Consider the following 16,717-nt stretch of genomic DNA (forward strand, 5'->3'; position numbering starts at 1 on the left):
AAAGAGCAATTTAGTTTTTAAACTAAATCATCAATAAACTCAACAGCACGACCAATGTAATTAGCAGGTGTTAGTTTTTTCATTTCTACTTTAGCGTGCTCTGGAAGGTCTAAACCATCGATGAAGTCAGCCATTATTTCTTTGTTTACACGTTTACCGCGTGTTAAATCTTTAAGTTTTTCGTATGGCTTTTCAATACCATATTTACGCATAACTGTTTGAATCGGCTCGGCTAGCAATTCCCAGTTTTGATCAAGCTCGTCAGCTAAACGTTGCTCGTTTACTTCAAGCTTGCTTACACCTTTAAGTGTTGATTGGTATGCAATAATTGCATAACCCATACCTACACCTAGGTTACGTAATACCGTTGAATCAGTAAGGTCACGCTGCCAGCGAGAAACGGGTAATTTTTGTGCAAGATGAGCAAAAATAGCATTTGCTAAGCCTAAGTTGCCTTCTGAGTTTTCAAAATCAATTGGGTTAACTTTATGTGGCATTGTTGATGAGCCAATTTCGCCAGCAATTGTTTTTTGCTTAAAGTGATTAAGGGCAATGTAACCCCACATGTCACGGTCGAAATCTAACAATATAGTGTTAAAACGTGCAATTGCGTCAAATAATTCTGCAATATAGTCATGCGGTTCAATTTGTGTAGTAAATGGGTTTAGTGTTAAGCCTAAACTTGATACAAATTTATCTGCATGTGTATGCCAGTCGTAATCTGGGTATGCGCTAAGGTGAGCGTTGTAGTTACCAACAGCACCATTAACTTTACCTAGCATCTCTACTTGTGCAATTTGCCCGCGTTGACGCTTTAAGCGCATATATACGTTAGCAAACTCTTTACCCATAGTTGATGGTGTAGCAGGTTGTCCGTGCGTACGAGTCATCATTGGGATTGTTTTGTATTCAATTGCTTTAGCTTTAATTGCGCTTAAAAGTTCATCGCAATAAGGAAGTAAAACATTTTTACGCGCTTCGCTTAGCATTAAACCATGAGATAGATTGTTAATATCTTCTGAAGTACAAGCAAAGTGAATAAATTCGTTTATTGCATGAAGCTCACTGTTATCGGCTACTTTTTCTTTTAGTAGGTATTCAACCGCTTTAACATCGTGATTTGTAGTGCGTTCTATATCTTTAACGCGTTGTGCATCAGCTTCACTGAAGTTATCTACAATGGCGTTTAGAAGTGCATTAGCTTCTTCGCTAAATGCAGGTACTTCTTTAATATCGCTTGCTGCAGCTAACGCTTGCAACCAACGCACTTCAACAATTACGCGGTATTTGATTAAGCCAAATTCGCTGAAAATACTGCGTAGTTCAGTGGTTTTGCTGCCGTAGCGACCATCCACTGGAGAGATAGCCGTTAACGCTGAAAGCTCCATAATAACTCCTAAATTTTAGTTTGAACGATAGTTAAATTTTTGTTTTAGCAATGGCGAGTATTTTTCTTTTTGTAAAGAAAAAGTGACGGCGTTTACCGCCCATTTGTCGCCATAATACTGCACTTCTAATGCCGGCGAGTAATAACGCACGGATTTTATTTTGAGTGAGTTGCTGTTTTAATAACTCGGGTTTGCCATAAACCTGTATTCGGTGCCCAAGGGGGCTCAGCACCGACGAGTATATATCTGCTAAACCGGCAACAACGCTCTCGTCGGTAATAGCAAAGTGGTCTAAACGACGATGAATATCATCAATTCGTTTACCTAATTCGTTTAAGCTTTTGTCGTTTGCACTTAGTGCTCGCTCAAGCTGCATTAAACCACCTACGTACTTTACAATTTCAACATCTTTTTGAGCGCCTGCGGTTAGCTGCGCCATTAATGTTTTGTAACCATCACGTAAGTTGTCAGTACCTTGGTAAACATCTTCTGGCGATGCCGGAGATGTTTGAATAATACTTGAAAGTAATATTTCTAAATCATGTTCGTTATTGTTGCCATATTGGGCAATTTTTTGAACTTGTTTAGCAGCCTGGCACATGGCGGCAAGCGCCATGACTTGGTGTTCATTCATTACTTAATCACCGAATCAATAATACCGCCACCTAAACAGATATCTTCTGCGTAAAATACGGCAGATTGACCAGGCGTCACTGCTTTTTGTGGCTCGTCGAACAATACGCGGGCCATGCCGTCTTCACCTACAAGTAGGGTACAGCTTAAGTCTTCTTGGCGGTAACGCGTTTTTACTGTGCAGCGAGTTGTGCCTTTAGGGCCAATACGGTCTACCCAGTGAAGTTGGTTTGCGTTAAGACCGTTGCTGTATAGGCGAGGGTGATCTTTACCTTGGCCCACAATAAGTACATTTCGCTCAAGGTCTTTATCTACTACGTACCATGGCTCACCAGAACCTTCTTTCATACCACCAATTAACAAGCCTTTGCGTTGGCCAAGCGTATGGTACATTAAGCCTTCGTGCTCACCTACGTTATTACCGTCTGTGTCTTCGATAACACCTGGCTGTGCAGGTAAGAACTTTTGTAAAAAGTCTTTAAATTTACGCTCACCAATAAAGCAGATGCCAGTGCTATCTTTTTTATCGTGAGTGATTAGGTCTTGCTCTTCAGCTATGCGGCGTACTTCAGGTTTTTCGATATCACCTACAGGGAATAACGTTTGGCCAATATGTTCATGGCTTAGAGTATATAAGAAGTAGCTTTGATCTTTATTGTTATCAAGCCCGCGACACATTACGTATTTGTCATCGCGAAGCTCACGGCGAACATAGTGACCCGTTGCAATAAAGTCTGCGCCTAGCGCTTGAGCTGCAAATTCTAAAAAAGCTTTAAATTTAATTTCTTTGTTACACATTATATCTGGGTTAGGTGTACGGCCTGCTTTGTACTCTGCTAAAAAGTACTCAAATACGTTGTCCCAGTATTCTGCTGCAAAGTTAACAGTGTGAAGCTCAATGCCTAATTTGTCGCACACTGCTTGCGCATCTTTTAAATCATCAGCGGCAGCACAGTATTCATCATTGTCATCTTCTTCCCAGTTCTTCATAAACAGGCCTTCTACTTGGTAGCCCTGTTGTTGTAATAAATATGCAGATACAGAAGAATCAACACCGCCGGACATACCAACGATGACTTTAATGTGACTATTTTCGCTCATGAATAATTTCGCTTATACAGATTGCTGTTAACTTGGAAAGGCCGCGATTATAGCATGTATTTTGTTTGTGCTTAAAGAGACTAAGGGCGCAAAGAGAGGAATTAGTCAGTATTTTATTTATATAACAAATAGCAAACTAGACTTAAACGCGTTATTGAGCTGAAGCTTCAGTGAAATTTAAGTGATCTGAACTAATGAATTAGGGCTATAGACTAATTCATGTAGTTATTAAGTTTTATTAATAGTATTTCCTTTTAAAACTACTAGAGTAAATATACACTTAATAAAATAAATATAGTGGTGAGTATATGAATGTAAACCACTTTAAGTCGCTTGATATATAGTCAATGGAATGAATATATGAATTACGCCTATCAAATAAACAAGATAAATTCTTTAGTTGAACACTACACAAACGAATCTGATTTTGTGGATAGTGAATTACTCTCCAGTAAAACGACAGAGTTTAAAAAGTCAGCCTATCACCTTTTTTACGAGTTAATAAAACTCAAGAACCCTCATATTTTTCAAGAGCCTAATTATGTACATGAGCTATTTAGTTTAATTAAACGTTCAACCGCTAAAAAGAATGTTGAATTAAAAGTACTTGAACATGTAGAGCACTGGTGGCTTGAATGGTATTTTGCTTTAGAAATGAATGAAAAGCTTAGTATTGAAAAAAATGATATGCCAATGAGTTACTTATCTCAAAGTACACTTAATCCGATGCGCAAACACGAGATAAGCCATTATGCAAAGTTATTCACTGTTCTCCCTATGCCAGTATGTAACGTATGCGCTAAAACAGGAGATATTTTAAGAGTAAATCAACGGTTTGTCGACGTATTCGGTTATACAGTAGAAGATGTTCCTAACCTGAAGTCGTGGTGGGATAAAGCGTATCCAGATCCGCAATACAGAGCACTTGTAAAAGACCTGTGGCAAGACTCACTTGAAAAGGCGCTGAATAATAATAACGACATACCCGCAAATAACTATCGAGTGTCTTGTCGTGATGGTTCACAAGTGATGATGGAAATATCAGGGATTGATATTGGAGAGGAATTTTTGGCGGTTTTTAATGATGCGACAGAGCGTTTAGAAGCTGAAGATATACTTAGAGATATGGCTTTTTTGGATGCACTAACCAAAATTGCGAATAGACGACGATTTGAAGACAAGCTTACGCATGAGTTTGAGCGTGCAAAGGACTGTGAGGGCGTGCTGTCGATGATTATTATCGATATTGATCATTTTAAACAGTTCAATGACCGATATGGACATGTTGCTGGTGATACCTGCTTATATGACGTAGCTCAAAAAATTGCTTCTACGGTAAGTCGACCAGAAGATTTTGTTGCTCGTTATGGTGGAGAAGAGTTTGTCGTTTTATTACCCCAAACAGATAGGCAAGGTGCTTTGTTTATAGCTGAGCAAATACAAAAGGCGGTAGAGAACTTAGCTATTGCGCATGAAGATAGTTTCACTGGTTTTTTGTCTATCAGTATGGGAATTAATACAATAAACGACTATACAACGGACGATAAAGTCAGCTTTGTGAAAGCAGCCGACAGTGCCCTGTATTATGCTAAAAAACAAGGGCGGAATTGCATAGCGTTAAGTTCGGTTTAATTATTTACAGTTATGTTTATCGCATAAATTAAAACAAGCTTTGATAGCGACTAGTTGTAAATAGTTTCAAGGCTCAACATTGGGCGCATTAGACTGTCGTTAATGCATTTTATTACCAGGGGACTTCTAAGCGGTAATGACTTGATTTGCTCAAACGTATACCAATTGGCGCTGATTATATCGGTATCTATTGGCACTGGAGTTTGTATGTTATCGAGCGCTTCAAATAAAAAGCAGAACCGTAAATAGTGTACTCCATTTTCGGCATGCAAATTATACACACCTAAAAAGCCGACTGGCTCAAGCGCTAAGCCTGTTTCTTCAAGTAATTCTCTGCTTGCGGCTTGTGCAAGAGTTTCGTTTTGTTCTAAATGACCAGCAGGTTGATTGTAGCAAACCTGCTGTGTAAATTTATCGCGCTCTTTGACGAGCAAAAACTCATTTTGCTTTTTTACTATTGCTGCAACCGTGACATGCGGTTTATGCATCAACTACACCCTTAATTACTTTGTATTCACCACAATTAATATCATCTAACGTATAGTTGCCAATGCTATAGCGAATAAGGCGAAGTGTAGGGTGGCCAATATGTGCGGTCATTCGACGAACTTGTCTATTTTTACCTTCGTTAATGGTGATACTTAGCCACGTAGTTGGGATTGCTTTTCGCTCGCGTACAGGGGGATTACGCGCCCAAATTGTAGGCTCATCTATTATTTTAACGTTAGCAGGGAGTGTTAGCCCGTCTTTAAGTTTTACGCCATTGCATAAATCGTTAATTGATTCACTTGTTGGTTCACCTTCAACTTGTGCCCAGTAGGTTTTATTGGTTTTTTTATCAGGTGCAGTTAAGGTGTTTTGTAATTTACCGCAGTTTGTTAAAAGCAATAAACCTTCACTGTCTCTGTCTAATCTTCCTGCTGCGTAAACTTCTTTAATAGGGATAAACTCTGCAAGCGTTTGTCTGTCGGCGTCATCTGTAAATTGGCATAGCACATCAAATGGTTTGTTGAATAATACAATTTTTCTGTCTTTAGATGCTATTTGTGGCTTTATTTCTCTTTTACCAGAAGGTGTTTTGTTAAGTGCACTGCGTGAATAAGTGCGCCCTGTACTTCTTTTTGGCTTGGATTCAGTTACTTGATTATTGCCTGATTTAGATCTCATTATATGCACCTAGCTGGTTTTGGTAATCCGGCGATTTTTGTTGCTTGCTTAGCAGGGCCTTTAGGAAATAATTTATACAAATAAAGGCTGTTTCCTTTGTCTTCACCGAGTGCTTTAGCCATTGCTTTTACAAGCATTCTAATGGCTGGGCTGGTGTTATACTCAATGTAAAAATCACGAACAAAGTTAATGACTTCCCAGTGTTGTTCACTAAGTGTAATGTTTTCTTGGATAGCAATTACAGGTGCAAGCTCCTTTGACCACAAAGTATGATCAAGCAAGTAGCCTTGTTTGTCGGTTTCAATCTGTTGGTTGTTAAATTCAAGCATGAGTTACCACGTAATTGATTGATTAGTTGATAAAGTGAGTGCTACAAAGTCTTCATAGCTAATGGCTTTATCGTTATCTGTTAATTTTATTGCACGTACTTGCGCGTCTTGTTCAAGTATTAACAGTGTATCTGCAAATTGCCTAAATTGTTTTTTTGCAAAGCAGGCATCACCAACAAGTAGCACGTTATCGTCTGATAAAATTAAGTTCTCTAGCTGATTTGCCGAATAATAGTTAAGCGGCTTAGAAAAAATATGTAATGTACTCATAAATTCACCACATGTTGCTGCGCTTTAATTAATGTTTGTTGTTGGCTAAAGTTGAGTGCTTTTGCCTCTATGAGCAAATCATGTTTATTTAAACCATAATCAAGCAATGACTTTTCACACACGTAGATGTTTTCAACATCATAAATTTCGAGTGTTTTAATGTTTTTAAAAAAATCTTTTAATCCAATATTGTTTGGTTGTTGATGCTTTTTTAAAGCCAAAACGGCGGGGCCGCTAAACAACCAACTCACATTTTGGTCAACGGCAGCAAATATCAATGTCATATCAAGTGCATCACGAATATTTAAATCGTCAAATGGACTGCACTGACTCATTACTAATACGTTTATCATTTAAATTGCACCCATTTATCAGCGTCGCTTGCAAGCATTGCAAATTCAGCTAGCCCTGCGACTGCAAATACACCTGTGTTTTTAATATCTAACCCGCGTTTTTCAGCGGCGGTAACACACAGCATTAAATTTAGTTTTTGATCAGCGAGTTGCTGCCAAAGTGCTGAAATTTGTAGTTCGTCTGAGGATAAATCAAAGTGGGTAGATGCATGATAAATACCTTGCTGGTATAAAAAAATAGCATCAATGGTGTGCCCTTGGGCTAAACATGCATTCGCAAACTTAACTAATCTTTGCGTGGTATCGTGATCGGATGGTGGTGTATGTAATGAAAGAACAAAACGTGACAAAACAATTCCAATAAAAAAGCCCCAATTAAGGGGCTATTTTAACAGAACTATTTAATTAGTCATCACTTGCGCCAAGTAGAGCAAGTAAAGACGTAAATAAGTTATATACGCTTAGGTATAAAGACACTGTTGCGCGAATGTAGTTGGTTTCGCCGCCATTAATGATTCGGCTTGTATCGAATAAAATCAAACCAGACATGATCAATACAACTGCAGCATTAAGCACCATAAACATCAGCGAACTGCCAACAAAAATATTAACAATGCTAGCTACAATCACAACTATTAAGCCAACCGTTAAAAAGCCACCCATAAATGAGAAGTCTTTTTTAGTGTTCAGTGCATAAGCAGATAAACCAAAAAAGATAAGCGCCGTAGAACCTAACGCTTGCATAATAAGCATTGGGCCATTAGGCATTGCAGCATAATGGTTAAGTAATGGACCTAAGCCAGCCCCCATTAAACCTGTGAAAGCAAACACCCAAAATACACCAGATGCTGTATCTGCTTTTTTATTTACAACAAATAATAAACCGAACGAAACAAGTGTAAACACAATTCCCATAAAGTAAGGTAATTGTAGTGCCATTGAAATACCGGCTGTAACAGCACTGAAAGCAAGTGTCATAGCTAGTAAAAAGTAGGTGTTTTTAAGTACCTTGTTTGTTTCAATGGTAGACATTACCGGTTTCGCGGTATTGTACGATTGATTAAACGCCATTGTAGAGCTCCTTTAAGTGAAACGTGTGTGTTTCGATAATTTAACTAAAATTAGATTACCAACTCTTATATGTTTGGGCAAACCTTTGTAGAACAATAGAGTTAAATATTTAAATAAAAGAGTATTGACGGCTAAATTAAAAACACTTTGTTCTAACTTTAGACAAATTAATTGTTTTTTAAGCACTTAAACAATTAATTAAAAAAAAAGCTTCACAAAAGGGGTGGTTTTCCCTATTATGCAGGCCGTGCGGAGAGATGGCAGAGTGGTCGAATGCACCGGTCTTGAAAACCGGCATGGGTTTATAGCCCATCTAGGGTTCAAATCCCTATCTCTCCACCACTTATTTAATAAGTGTGTGGTAATTAAAGTATCATTCATTTAAATAGTTATTAGTACACTCTTACTTTTAACTTAGCAGTATCGGAGAGATGGCAGAGTGGTCGAATGCACCGGTCTTGAAAACCGGCATGGGTTTATAGCCCATCTAGGGTTCAAATCCCTATCTCTCCACCATATAACAAAATAGCCCGCTAATTTAGCGGGCTTTTTTGTGTTTGGAACAAAATCAGTGCACTTATACCAATCCGTAATAATACTTAATCATTTTGCGGGGCTAAACGTGTCGCTCCCTGCATTAAAAAATTCTCATTTAGAACAACTAATAGCGGATTTTTTGCCTAGCTATCAACACGTTTTTCCGCCCTCAAAATAGACCACTTAATTAAGCGAATTGGTATTACATGTTTTATCTCTCATTAGTAAAATCTTAAAAGCAGATAGAATTGCTCACACACCACCTTCTGCTGTTAAATAACGTTGATGTTCTCTTCCTTTTTTTGTTTTTAATAAAACTACCATCACAAAAAATTTTAAATGAGTTGGAATGCACATATTAATGTGTGCTATTTTTAAACATTGGTGGATTAAAGGTATGCAAAATAGGATGTTGTGGCTCAAAGATGATCTAGATTCGAGAAAGTTAGTTGTATATCGTGCCGTCATGTTTTCGTTTATAGCGCTTTTTGTACTTTTTGTATTTCAACCTTTTGGCACTTCAAGCGATACCGAGTCTTACAAGTTTCTGCGGCTTTTTGGCTATGGGTTAGTAACCTTTTGTGCTTTGCTATTGTCAGGTTTCATAGAAATAGTGTTACTTAAGTTTAAGCTAAGTAAATTAAGCCGTTTAATTATTATTCCTGTCACATATATTTTAATTACTGCGTTATTCAATCATGGGTATTTTGTGGTTGCTGTACTTGGGTCTTGGCATTGGCAGAATCAATTACTTTTTGTAGGGTATATTTTTTGTATTGGTGTATTTCCTCTTATTTTTTTACTTGTGGTAAATAGGCATGTAATAGATTTAACTAAGCCAAGTACAGTTAGCGTCGATCAAGAGCAGTTGAGAGAAGTTGAATTAAAGACAATTACTCTTAAAGGCGATAATAAAAACGACGAAATTAACACGGCTCATCACCATATTTTATTTATTAAATCTTCAGACAACTATTGTGAAATAACAATACTGGAAGGAGCTTCAACTTCACGTAAACTATTACGTGTATCTCTTAGCGGTTTATTAAAGCAGCTTCCAGAAAATACAATTATATTACGATGCCACCGTTCTTATGCGGTCAACCTGCAAAACATTCAGCACTACAGTGGTAATGCTGGAGGGTTGCAATTATCGCTGCATACAATTGATATTAAAATACCGGTGTCTCGTTCTTATGTAAAAGTAATAAAAGATGCTTTGTCATTAATCCCAAAAACATGTTAATCCCCCCTAAAACATGGGCTTTATACCTCGTCTTGTAATTGAGACCTAATAAGTCGCTTTGTATTTTTACTATTGCCAAGATTAAGTTGAAATTTACAACTTAACGAGGAAAGTAGATATGAAATACGCTATCAAGGCACTTGTAATAATTTCTATATTTGTATTTTGCCACTATGTAATGAGGCAGTTTTGGGGAGAAGGTTGGTCTAGCTGGTTGTCTGAACTTGATAATCTAACTGGCATTTTATTTACCCCCGCTAAATATACTTTTTTATATGGACCGTTAGTTATTGCGGCTATTATTTTGTTTAAACAAAGTGAGCCTTTTGAATCTATAGGGCTTAATTCTTCTGGTTTTATTAACTATGCACTCGCAGCAATTATTTGTTGTGCTCCTATGGCAATAGGTTATGGATTTTTGAGTGATGAACTTAACCTATCAATACCAGCAATAATCACCGGCTCAGTTTATGCGGGTTTTTTTGAAGAGCTAATTTTTAGGGCTGCATTGTTTGGTGTTTTATTTAAATATTGTAGATGGGGCTTTGTGCCTGCGGCATTAATTAGTTCAGTAATATTTGGCCTGGGTCATATTTATCAAGGTAATGATGCGATTTCTGCATTGATGGCGGTTGCGATCACTACTGTAGCAGGTACATGGTTTGCGTGGCTATATTGTGAATGTGGTTATCGTATTTGGTTTCCTATGTGGATGCATATTTTTATGAATGCAGCTTACGGAATATTTGGTATGTCGGGTGGCGCAGTAGGTGATCTACAAGGTAACTTGTTTAAAGCAACAGCCATTGTGTTAAGTATTGTGTATGTTGAGATGCTAATTCGACGAGGAAAGCAGCGCGAAGTTACATTATCAAAATTATTTCAATGCACTAAAAGTGGCCTTTATACGCAACAAGCTAACTTAAATTGATTGGGAAACGACCATGCTAGAACTATTTATTGTAATAACTATATTTAGCTCACCCTTTGTGATTCTTACTATTACTAAACGTTATTTCACCTATAAAACTACAATAATGGCAGCGCAAGCAAAATTTAAAGGACTGAGTAATAATAAGATAACAAAATTAGAGGAACAAACAGCGATGTTGAACAAAAGATTGGCAGTGCTAGAGGAAATAGTAACATCTCGCCACTTTGAGTTATCAAATAAAATAGCTCAGTTATAAGCACTTTGATAAGTATGACCCAAACGTATGAGCCTATTAATTTATTAATAGGCTCATACTGCAATAAGGTTTATTTTTAATCATAAATTACGACCATAGTCTCTATTTCTAAGCTTTAGATCTTGGTGCATGCTTAATACATTAAAATTTATACTCTGTATTAAGGATTATTAGATGAAACATCAACTCGCAAAAAGTGTCGCGCTTTCATTATTGTCCCCGGTAATTATTGGTAGCTTGTTAGGATTGTATTATGCACTAACGCTACAGGGTGATTTCTTATCCGTATTTTTTCAACTATTGATGACTGCTATCTCAAATGCACATATTGTAGGCTTAACGATGGCGGCCTTTGTTGTGCCAGGGTATTTACTAATGTTTAAGTATTCTAAAGTTAATTATTCAGGTGTATTAACGCTTGGTTTGTTAGGTGGCGCTATATTTAGTTACTTATTAAGTGCCTCAACTGGCGAGATATTTTTGATTAATAGTGTTATGTCAGCATTTGCAGCCGGACTGTTTTTATTTGGTCTTCGCAAATCGGTAAAAAAATAATCGTAGCATTATTAACCAAGCACGCTGATAAACGGTGTGATTTCCTTTTTTTTACCTCCAAAAGGTTCCAATTTTTCACGACAAAGAGTACCTTTAGCTACTGTATGTTTAATAAGAAGTAGTTTGGTATGCAAAAGCACGATTTTTACCAGTCATTAGTTAAGCAAACTGAATCGCTGATAGCTGGTGAATCTAATGTAATTGCCAATTTGGCAAACATAAGCGCGCTGTTATTTACCTCTTTAGAAGATGTAAATTGGGCGGGCTTTTACTTTATGGATTCTCCTACTGAATTAGTACTTGGTCCGTTTCAAGGTAATCCTGCATGCATCCGTATTCCCGTTGGGAAAGGGGTATGTGGAACAGCTGCGGCAACCGCTGAAACACAATTAATTGAAGATGTTCACGCTTTTGACGGGCATATAGCCTGCGATGCAGCGTCTAACTCTGAAGTGGTTGTACCTATCATGAAACATGGTAAAGTATTCGCAGTACTAGACATTGATAGTCCAAGTATTGGCCGATTTGATGCTGATGATAAAGCTGGCCTTGAAGCATTAGTGAAATGCTTAGAGGCGAGCCTGTAATGAAAGATTTGCTAAATGTTCAAGACTACCTATTTGCTGTGCAAGATGTTGGCGACTGGGAAGGCGAAGAAGAGCATGTAGCGGAAACGCTCAATGATTTAATTCATATTGCATGGGATCGTCTTCCAGATGATTCAGAATGTGAATTTATTGATGAAACAATTAATGGTATTTGGGAACACCTTCGGGGTGATATGGCTGTAATAGAAGCCGATTTCGAAGAGTTGGTCGACTGGGTAACACACTACGTCGATTCGTCCCTTGATGAAAAGATGTGAAAAATAGGTTCTAAAATGGAAACCACAAACAAGCTAAAAGATATTAATGAAGTGTTGGAATTTTTATATCAAGAATTCCCACAATGTTTTAAACAAAAAGATGGCATCAAGCCGCTTAAAGTAGGTATTTTTAAAGATATTGCTGAGCGTATTGAAGGGTCTGAAAAAGTAAGTAAGACTCAAGTTCGTCAAGCGCTTAGAAAATACACGTCTAATTGGCGTTATTTAGAAGCTGTGACAAAGTCAGAGTTTCGTATTGATCTTGATGGTAATCAAGGTGAAAAAGTTGAGCAAGAGCATATCGACCATGCACAAAAAGCATTGGAAGAAAGCCGTGCTAAAATGGCAAAACGCAAAAAACAACAGCGTCCTCGCCAAGATTCTGATTCTAAATCTTTCAAGAAAAAACCAGCTCATGCTAGCAAAGCAGGCGATAAAAACGCACCTGCAGCTAACAAACCTGCTAAAGCAGCGCCAGTTAAACGTTCAGGAAAAATTGAACCTTTACCAGCAACTGAGGTCAAGGTTAATAATAAGGTTAAGGTTAAACTTGGCCAAGCACTTGTAAATGCAGTAATCACTGAAGTGAACAAAGATGACGTTCATGTTGAATTAGTGACTGGTATGCAAGTTAAAACCAAAGCTGACAGCTTATACATCGTTTAAGTTGTAAATAAATTAAGGAGTTGTGTATGAGTAAAAAGTTTACGCTCATTCCGTTAGTTGCTGCCCTGTTTTCAGGTTCATTATTTGCTGCTGTAGAAGCCGTTACAATTGACGATTTACCCCAGCTTAAGCAAGAGAGTCAACATGGTACTGCTAGCAAACGAGTGGCTAGCTTATTTGCTCGTTCACACTATACACCGGTTCGATTTAACGATGAGCTTTCTAGTAAAGTGTACGATCGTTATATCGAATCCCTTGATTTTAATAAAAGCGTTTTCTTAGCCAGCGATATTGCTTCTTTTGAGCAATATCGTGATGACTTTGATAACGCTATTACTACCGGTAAATTAGACTTTACGTTTGATATTTTTAACTTAAGTCTTAAACGCCGTTTTGAACGTTACGAGTATTCACTTACTTTACTTGAAAAAGAAATGACGTTTGATAAAGAAGATGAATACTTTTTTGACCGTGAAGATTCAGCATGGCCTTTGTCACAAGCTGAGCTTGATGAAATTTGGCGTGAGCGTGTAAAGTACGACGCACTGCGTTTAAAAATGACGGGTAAAGATTGGGAAGGCATTAAAGAAGTGCTGACCAAACGCTATAAAAATGCAGAAAAACGTTTAGTACAATCTAATTCAGAAGATGCTTTTCAAATTGTTATGAATTCGCTAGCACGTAGTATTGAGGCGCATACGTCTTATTTATCGCCACGTCGTGCAGAGCAATTCAAAATGGATATGGACTTAGAGCTTGAGGGCATTGGTGCCGTACTAAGCCCAGATGAAGACTACACTGTTATTCGCAGCTTAGTGCCGGGAGGCCCTGCAGATAAAACAGATCAAATTAAAGCTGATGACCGCATTATTGGTGTTGCCCAAGATGGCGAAGAATTTGTAGACGTAATTGGCTGGCGTTTAGATGACGTAGTTGATTTAATTAAAGGTCCTAAAGGGACTAAAGTACGTCTACAGTATTTAAAAGGTGTTGACGCTCACGGCGCACCTAAAGTTGTTGAAATCACGCGTGATAAAATTCGACTTGAAGATAGAGCGGCTAAATCAGAAGTATTTGAAGCAAAATACTCTGATTTAACAAGTAAAGTTGGCGTGATTGAAATTCCAGGCTTTTACAATAATCTTTCGAAAGATGTAAAAGTTGAGCTGGCTAAGCTTAAAGAAGAAAAAGTTGATGGTATTATTATCGACTTACGCCAAAATGGTGGTGGTTCTTTATATGAAGCAACACAACTGTCTGGTTTGTTTTTTGACCAAGGTCCAGTTGTTCAAATTCATACCTTAAATAACCGTATTGAAGAGCAAAAAGATCGCGATGGTATAACTTATTACAATGGTCCTTTAACTGTTTTAGTTGACCGTTACAGTGCCTCTGCTTCTGAAATATTTGCAGCAGCTATGCAAGATTACGGCCGTGCGGTTATTATTGGCGAGCAGACTTTTGGTAAAGGTACTGTACAGCAGCACAAAGGCTTAGGCCGCGCTTACGATTTATACGATAATGCGCTGGGTAGCGTACAGTATACGATTGCTAAGTTTTATCGTATTAACGGTGGTAGTACGCAACATAAAGGTGTGATCCCTGATATTTCGTTTCCATCAGCAATTGATCCTGCAGAGTGGGGCGAAAGTAAGCAAGATAATGCACTTCCTTGGGACAGCATTGTTAAAGCGAAATACAAAAAATTAGGTAATTTAACACCTATTATTACGTACCTTGAGAAACAACACGAAGTACGAATTAAATCAGAACCAGAATTTGGTTATGTATTTAATGACATTACCTTATACAACGAAGAGAAAGACCGTAAAACTATCTCTTTAGTTGAAGCAGACCGTATTAAAGAAAAAGATGAAGGTGAAGCACGTGCACTTGTACGTACTAACGAGCGTCTTAAGCGTTTAGGTAAAGATCCGGTAGAAAACTTAGACGATTTACCTGAAGTAATTGAAGAGCTTGACCCATTTTTGGAAGAAGCTGCATTAATTACTCAAGATTATATTAATTATGGTCGTATAGCTAAGAAGTAACAACTGGTTTTACCTCTATAAAAAAGGCGCATTAGCGCCTTTTTTACTACCTAAAATTTACTAAATTGTTATAATATTTGATTACATAAAGTTGAGCTAGAACAATCATGCTCAATTAATGCGCTTTACGTGCTAAAAATAATAATTAAACACACAGTAAGTGTGTCTAGGAGTCTCTACTTTGAAGCTATTGGATGACAAACCAATCAAGCCCGCCTCGTTTTTTGATGCATTAATTCCTATCTCTGTATTAATTTGTTTACTTGGTGCTGCCGTTTACTTATTTGGTGATAACTCTTCATCAGGCCCTAACCAAATTGCACTTTTATTTGCTACTTTTGCAGCGGCTTTAATTGGGCTTAAAAACGGTTATACATGGAAAAAATTAGAACAAGCTATGATCGAAGGTATAACGCTTTCACTTGGCGCTATCCTAATTTTACTTATGGTAGGTGCGTTAATTGGCACTTGGCTACTTTCTGGAACTGTACCAACTTTAATTTATTATGGCTTGCAAGTTATAAACCCAAGTTGGTTTTATGCAGCGAGTTGTTTAATTTGTGGCATTGTAGCTATGAGTATAGGTAGTTCTTGGACTACTGCCGCTACGATAGGTGTTGCTTTATTAGGCGTTGCAACGGGTCTTGGACTTGAACAAACAGTTACAGCAGGCGCTGTTATATCTGGCGCGTACTTTGGTGATAAGTTAAGCCCGCTGTCTGAAACAACCAATTTAGCGCCAGCAGTTGTAGGCGCTGATTTATTTGAGCATATTCAACATATGCTGTGGACGACAGTACCAAGTTTTGTAATTGCGCTGATTATATTTATATTCATGGGCTTTAACGCAACTGCTTCAAGCGAAGCGGGGCGCATTGATGAAATAACGGCTATTTTACAGCAAAACTTTAATATTGGTTTTGAAATGCTAATCCCGCTAATTGTACTTTTAGTTTTAGCGATTAAAAAAATGCCAGCCTTTCCTGCTATCTCTATCGGTGCTGTTGTGGGCGCTGTTTGGGCCATGTTGTTTCAATCTGATTTAATTGCTAGTCAAATTGATGTTTCTCAAGGGCAGTTAGTTGGCTATTTTAAGCTTGTTTGGACGACGTTTTTTGATGGTTTTAGCATAAGTACAGGCGATGACAAAATGGACTCCCTACTCAGTGGTGGCGGTATGTCTGGAATGCTTACAACCACATGGCTTATTATGACTGCACTGATGTTTGGTGCCATTATGGAAAAAACAGGCCTTTTGGATATTTTTGTTAAAAGCATACTTAAAATAGCTAAAAGTACGGGATCGTTAATTGCGGCAACAATAGCAACGTGTATTGGTACTAACGTGATAGCGGCCGATCAATATATTGCAATTGTTGTACCTGGTCGTATGTTTAAAGATGAATATGAAAAACGTGGTTTGAAGCCTGTTAACTTATCTCGTACATTGGAAGATGGCGGTACAATTACCAGCCCACTAATTCCATGGAACACGTGTGGCGCATATATGCAAAGCGTTTTACTAATAAATCCTTTTGATTATGCACTCTACGCTTTCTTTAACTTAATTAACCCTGTTTTAGCGGTGGTTTATGCCTACTTGGGCATTAAAATTTTACGTATTAAGCCAAAACAATCCGCCTAATTTTAAACAGCTCCTTTT

At 37.8% G+C, this 16,717-nt stretch carries 20 protein-coding genes and 2 tRNA genes; 12 read left to right on the forward strand and 10 right to left on the reverse strand.

The features are described 5' to 3' along the window. Positions 1-17: 17 nt before the first annotated feature. The 3 genes from purB to mnmA are packed head-to-tail and all read right to left on the reverse strand — an operon-like array spanning position 18 to position 3,122. On the reverse strand, positions 18-1,388 hold the full coding sequence (purB, locus tag GQR52_RS06330) for an adenylosuccinate lyase (protein WP_024589170.1): 1,371 nt from the start codon (positions 1,386-1,388) through the stop codon (positions 18-20). A 31-nt stretch (positions 1,389-1,419) separates the two neighbouring features. Further along, positions 1,420-2,022: a high frequency lysogenization protein HflD gene (gene hflD / locus GQR52_RS06335; RefSeq protein WP_165727860.1), complete on the reverse strand. Its 603-nt coding sequence runs from the start codon at positions 2,020-2,022 to the stop codon at positions 1,420-1,422. Continuing rightward, on the reverse strand, positions 2,022-3,122 hold the full coding sequence (gene mnmA, locus GQR52_RS06340) for a tRNA 2-thiouridine(34) synthase MnmA (protein ID WP_007580201.1): 1,101 nt from the start codon (positions 3,120-3,122) through the stop codon (positions 2,022-2,024). The genes hflD and mnmA overlap by 1 nt, the downstream gene beginning before the upstream one ends. Before the next feature lie 360 nt (positions 3,123-3,482). On the opposite strand from mnmA, the gene GQR52_RS06345 reads away from it, so the two are divergent. Continuing rightward, positions 3,483-4,754, forward strand: coding sequence for a diguanylate cyclase (locus tag GQR52_RS06345; protein ID WP_165727861.1), 1,272 nt, complete (start codon positions 3,483-3,485; stop codon positions 4,752-4,754). Between the two features lie 50 nt (positions 4,755-4,804). Here GQR52_RS06345 and GQR52_RS06350 read toward each other — a convergent pair whose 3' ends face one another. From GQR52_RS06350 to GQR52_RS06380, 7 genes are read right to left on the reverse strand one after another with little or no spacing between them, the layout of a single operon-like run. Beyond that, entirely contained in the window at positions 4,805-5,242 is a 438-nt protein-coding gene (locus GQR52_RS06350) for an NUDIX hydrolase (RefSeq protein ID WP_165727862.1), read from the reverse strand. Beyond that, positions 5,235-5,921, reverse strand: coding sequence for a pseudouridine synthase (locus GQR52_RS06355; RefSeq protein ID WP_165727863.1), 687 nt, complete (start codon positions 5,919-5,921; stop codon positions 5,235-5,237). The genes GQR52_RS06350 and GQR52_RS06355 overlap by 8 nt, the downstream gene beginning before the upstream one ends. Beyond that, positions 5,921-6,250 carry a TusE/DsrC/DsvC family sulfur relay protein gene (locus GQR52_RS06360; RefSeq protein WP_165727864.1) on the reverse strand — a complete coding sequence of 110 codons (330 nt, stop codon included), beginning with the start codon at positions 6,248-6,250 and terminating at the stop codon, positions 5,921-5,923. Before GQR52_RS06360 ends, GQR52_RS06355 begins: the two co-directional genes overlap by 1 nt. Before the next feature lie 3 nt (positions 6,251-6,253). Further along, entirely contained in the window at positions 6,254-6,520 is a 267-nt protein-coding gene (locus tag GQR52_RS06365) for a DsrH/TusB family sulfur metabolism protein (protein WP_007580209.1), read from the reverse strand. Beyond that, positions 6,517-6,873: a sulfurtransferase complex subunit TusC gene (tusC, locus tag GQR52_RS06370; RefSeq protein WP_007580210.1), complete on the reverse strand. Its 357-nt coding sequence runs from the start codon at positions 6,871-6,873 to the stop codon at positions 6,517-6,519. Before tusC ends, GQR52_RS06365 begins: the two co-directional genes overlap by 4 nt. Next, on the reverse strand, positions 6,870-7,223 hold the full coding sequence (gene tusD / locus GQR52_RS06375; RefSeq protein ID WP_165727865.1) for a sulfurtransferase complex subunit TusD: 354 nt from the start codon (positions 7,221-7,223) through the stop codon (positions 6,870-6,872). Before tusD ends, tusC begins: the two co-directional genes overlap by 4 nt. A gap of 55 nt (positions 7,224-7,278) precedes the next feature. Then, positions 7,279-7,944 carry a Bax inhibitor-1/YccA family protein gene (locus GQR52_RS06380; RefSeq protein ID WP_007580214.1) on the reverse strand — a complete coding sequence of 222 codons (666 nt, stop codon included), beginning with the start codon at positions 7,942-7,944 and terminating at the stop codon, positions 7,279-7,281. A 251-nt stretch (positions 7,945-8,195) separates the two neighbouring features. Here GQR52_RS06380 and GQR52_RS06385 point away from each other — a divergent pair. The 11 genes from GQR52_RS06385 (at position 8,196) to nhaC (ending at position 16,699) form a co-directional block, all read left to right on the forward strand. Beyond that, positions 8,196-8,286 (forward strand) — tRNA-Ser (locus tag GQR52_RS06385). 83 nt (positions 8,287-8,369) lie between these two features. Continuing rightward, positions 8,370-8,460: transfer RNA gene (locus tag GQR52_RS06390), tRNA-Ser, on the forward strand. Between the two features lie 382 nt (positions 8,461-8,842). Beyond that, entirely contained in the window at positions 8,843-9,727 is an 885-nt protein-coding gene (locus GQR52_RS06395) for a LytTR family DNA-binding domain-containing protein (RefSeq protein ID WP_165727866.1), read from the forward strand. A gap of 118 nt (positions 9,728-9,845) precedes the next feature. Continuing rightward, positions 9,846-10,658 (forward strand): CPBP family intramembrane glutamic endopeptidase, encoded by an 813-nt coding sequence (locus tag GQR52_RS06400; protein ID WP_007586924.1) that lies wholly within the window; start codon positions 9,846-9,848, stop codon positions 10,656-10,658. Positions 10,659-10,671: 13 nt separating this feature from the next. Next, complete coding sequence (locus GQR52_RS06405) at positions 10,672-10,917, forward strand: hypothetical protein (protein ID WP_165727867.1); 246 nt, start codon at positions 10,672-10,674, stop codon at positions 10,915-10,917. A gap of 174 nt (positions 10,918-11,091) precedes the next feature. Next, a complete protein-coding gene (locus GQR52_RS06410; protein ID WP_007586920.1) occupies positions 11,092-11,472 on the forward strand; it encodes a hypothetical protein in 381 nt (126 codons plus the stop codon). 128 nt (positions 11,473-11,600) lie between these two features. After that, positions 11,601-12,059 (forward strand): GAF domain-containing protein, encoded by a 459-nt coding sequence (locus GQR52_RS06415; RefSeq protein WP_007586917.1) that lies wholly within the window; start codon positions 11,601-11,603, stop codon positions 12,057-12,059. Then, entirely contained in the window at positions 12,059-12,337 is a 279-nt protein-coding gene (locus tag GQR52_RS06420) for a hypothetical protein (protein WP_002961910.1), read from the forward strand. The genes GQR52_RS06415 and GQR52_RS06420 overlap by 1 nt, the downstream gene beginning before the upstream one ends. Before the next feature lie 15 nt (positions 12,338-12,352). Next, a complete protein-coding gene (gene proQ, locus GQR52_RS06425) occupies positions 12,353-13,003 on the forward strand; it encodes an RNA chaperone ProQ (RefSeq protein WP_007586916.1) in 651 nt (216 codons plus the stop codon). A gap of 26 nt (positions 13,004-13,029) precedes the next feature. Further along, positions 13,030-15,054: a carboxy terminal-processing peptidase gene (prc, locus tag GQR52_RS06430; RefSeq protein ID WP_165727868.1), complete on the forward strand. Its 2,025-nt coding sequence runs from the start codon at positions 13,030-13,032 to the stop codon at positions 15,052-15,054. A gap of 181 nt (positions 15,055-15,235) precedes the next feature. Further along, on the forward strand, positions 15,236-16,699 hold the full coding sequence (gene nhaC / locus GQR52_RS06435) for a Na+/H+ antiporter NhaC (RefSeq protein WP_007586912.1): 1,464 nt from the start codon (positions 15,236-15,238) through the stop codon (positions 16,697-16,699). The last annotated feature ends 18 nt before the right edge of the window (positions 16,700-16,717 follow it).

The sequence above is a fragment of the Pseudoalteromonas sp. 31A1 genome, from assembly GCF_011378815.1.
GTDB lineage: Bacteria > Pseudomonadota > Gammaproteobacteria > Enterobacterales > Alteromonadaceae > Pseudoalteromonas > Pseudoalteromonas arctica.

Bases quoted from the DNA above. Each gene is read 5' to 3' on its own strand.
- GQR52_RS06395 (WP_165727866.1), top strand. From the start codon at position 8,843: ATGTGTGCTATTTTTAAACATTGGTGGATTAAAGGTATGCAAAATAGG.
- prc (WP_165727868.1), top strand. From the start codon at position 13,030: ATGAGTAAAAAGTTTACGCTCATTCCGTTAGTTGCTGCCCTGTTTTCA.
- hflD (WP_165727860.1), bottom strand. From the start codon at position 2,022: ATGAATGAACACCAAGTCATGGCGCTTGCCGCCATGTGCCAGGCTGCT.
- GQR52_RS06355 (WP_165727863.1), bottom strand. From the start codon at position 5,921: ATGAGATCTAAATCAGGCAATAATCAAGTAACTGAATCCAAGCCAAAA.
- purB (WP_024589170.1), bottom strand. From the start codon at position 1,388: ATGGAGCTTTCAGCGTTAACGGCTATCTCTCCAGTGGATGGTCGCTAC.
- GQR52_RS06360 (WP_165727864.1), bottom strand. From the start codon at position 6,250: ATGCTTGAATTTAACAACCAACAGATTGAAACCGACAAACAAGGCTAC.
- mnmA (WP_007580201.1), bottom strand. From the start codon at position 3,122: ATGAGCGAAAATAGTCACATTAAAGTCATCGTTGGTATGTCCGGCGGT.
- GQR52_RS06410 (WP_007586920.1), top strand. From the start codon at position 11,092: ATGAAACATCAACTCGCAAAAAGTGTCGCGCTTTCATTATTGTCCCCG.
- GQR52_RS06405 (WP_165727867.1), top strand. From the start codon at position 10,672: ATGCTAGAACTATTTATTGTAATAACTATATTTAGCTCACCCTTTGTG.
- GQR52_RS06380 (WP_007580214.1), bottom strand. From the start codon at position 7,944: ATGGCGTTTAATCAATCGTACAATACCGCGAAACCGGTAATGTCTACC.
- tusC (WP_007580210.1), bottom strand. From the start codon at position 6,873: ATGATAAACGTATTAGTAATGAGTCAGTGCAGTCCATTTGACGATTTA.
- GQR52_RS06345 (WP_165727861.1), top strand. From the start codon at position 3,483: ATGAATTACGCCTATCAAATAAACAAGATAAATTCTTTAGTTGAACAC.
- GQR52_RS06365 (WP_007580209.1), bottom strand. From the start codon at position 6,520: ATGAGTACATTACATATTTTTTCTAAGCCGCTTAACTATTATTCGGCA.
- GQR52_RS06420 (WP_002961910.1), top strand. From the start codon at position 12,059: ATGAAAGATTTGCTAAATGTTCAAGACTACCTATTTGCTGTGCAAGAT.
- GQR52_RS06415 (WP_007586917.1), top strand. From the start codon at position 11,601: ATGCAAAAGCACGATTTTTACCAGTCATTAGTTAAGCAAACTGAATCG.
- proQ (WP_007586916.1), top strand. From the start codon at position 12,353: ATGGAAACCACAAACAAGCTAAAAGATATTAATGAAGTGTTGGAATTT.
- GQR52_RS06350 (WP_165727862.1), bottom strand. From the start codon at position 5,242: ATGCATAAACCGCATGTCACGGTTGCAGCAATAGTAAAAAAGCAAAAT.
- GQR52_RS06400 (WP_007586924.1), top strand. From the start codon at position 9,846: ATGAAATACGCTATCAAGGCACTTGTAATAATTTCTATATTTGTATTT.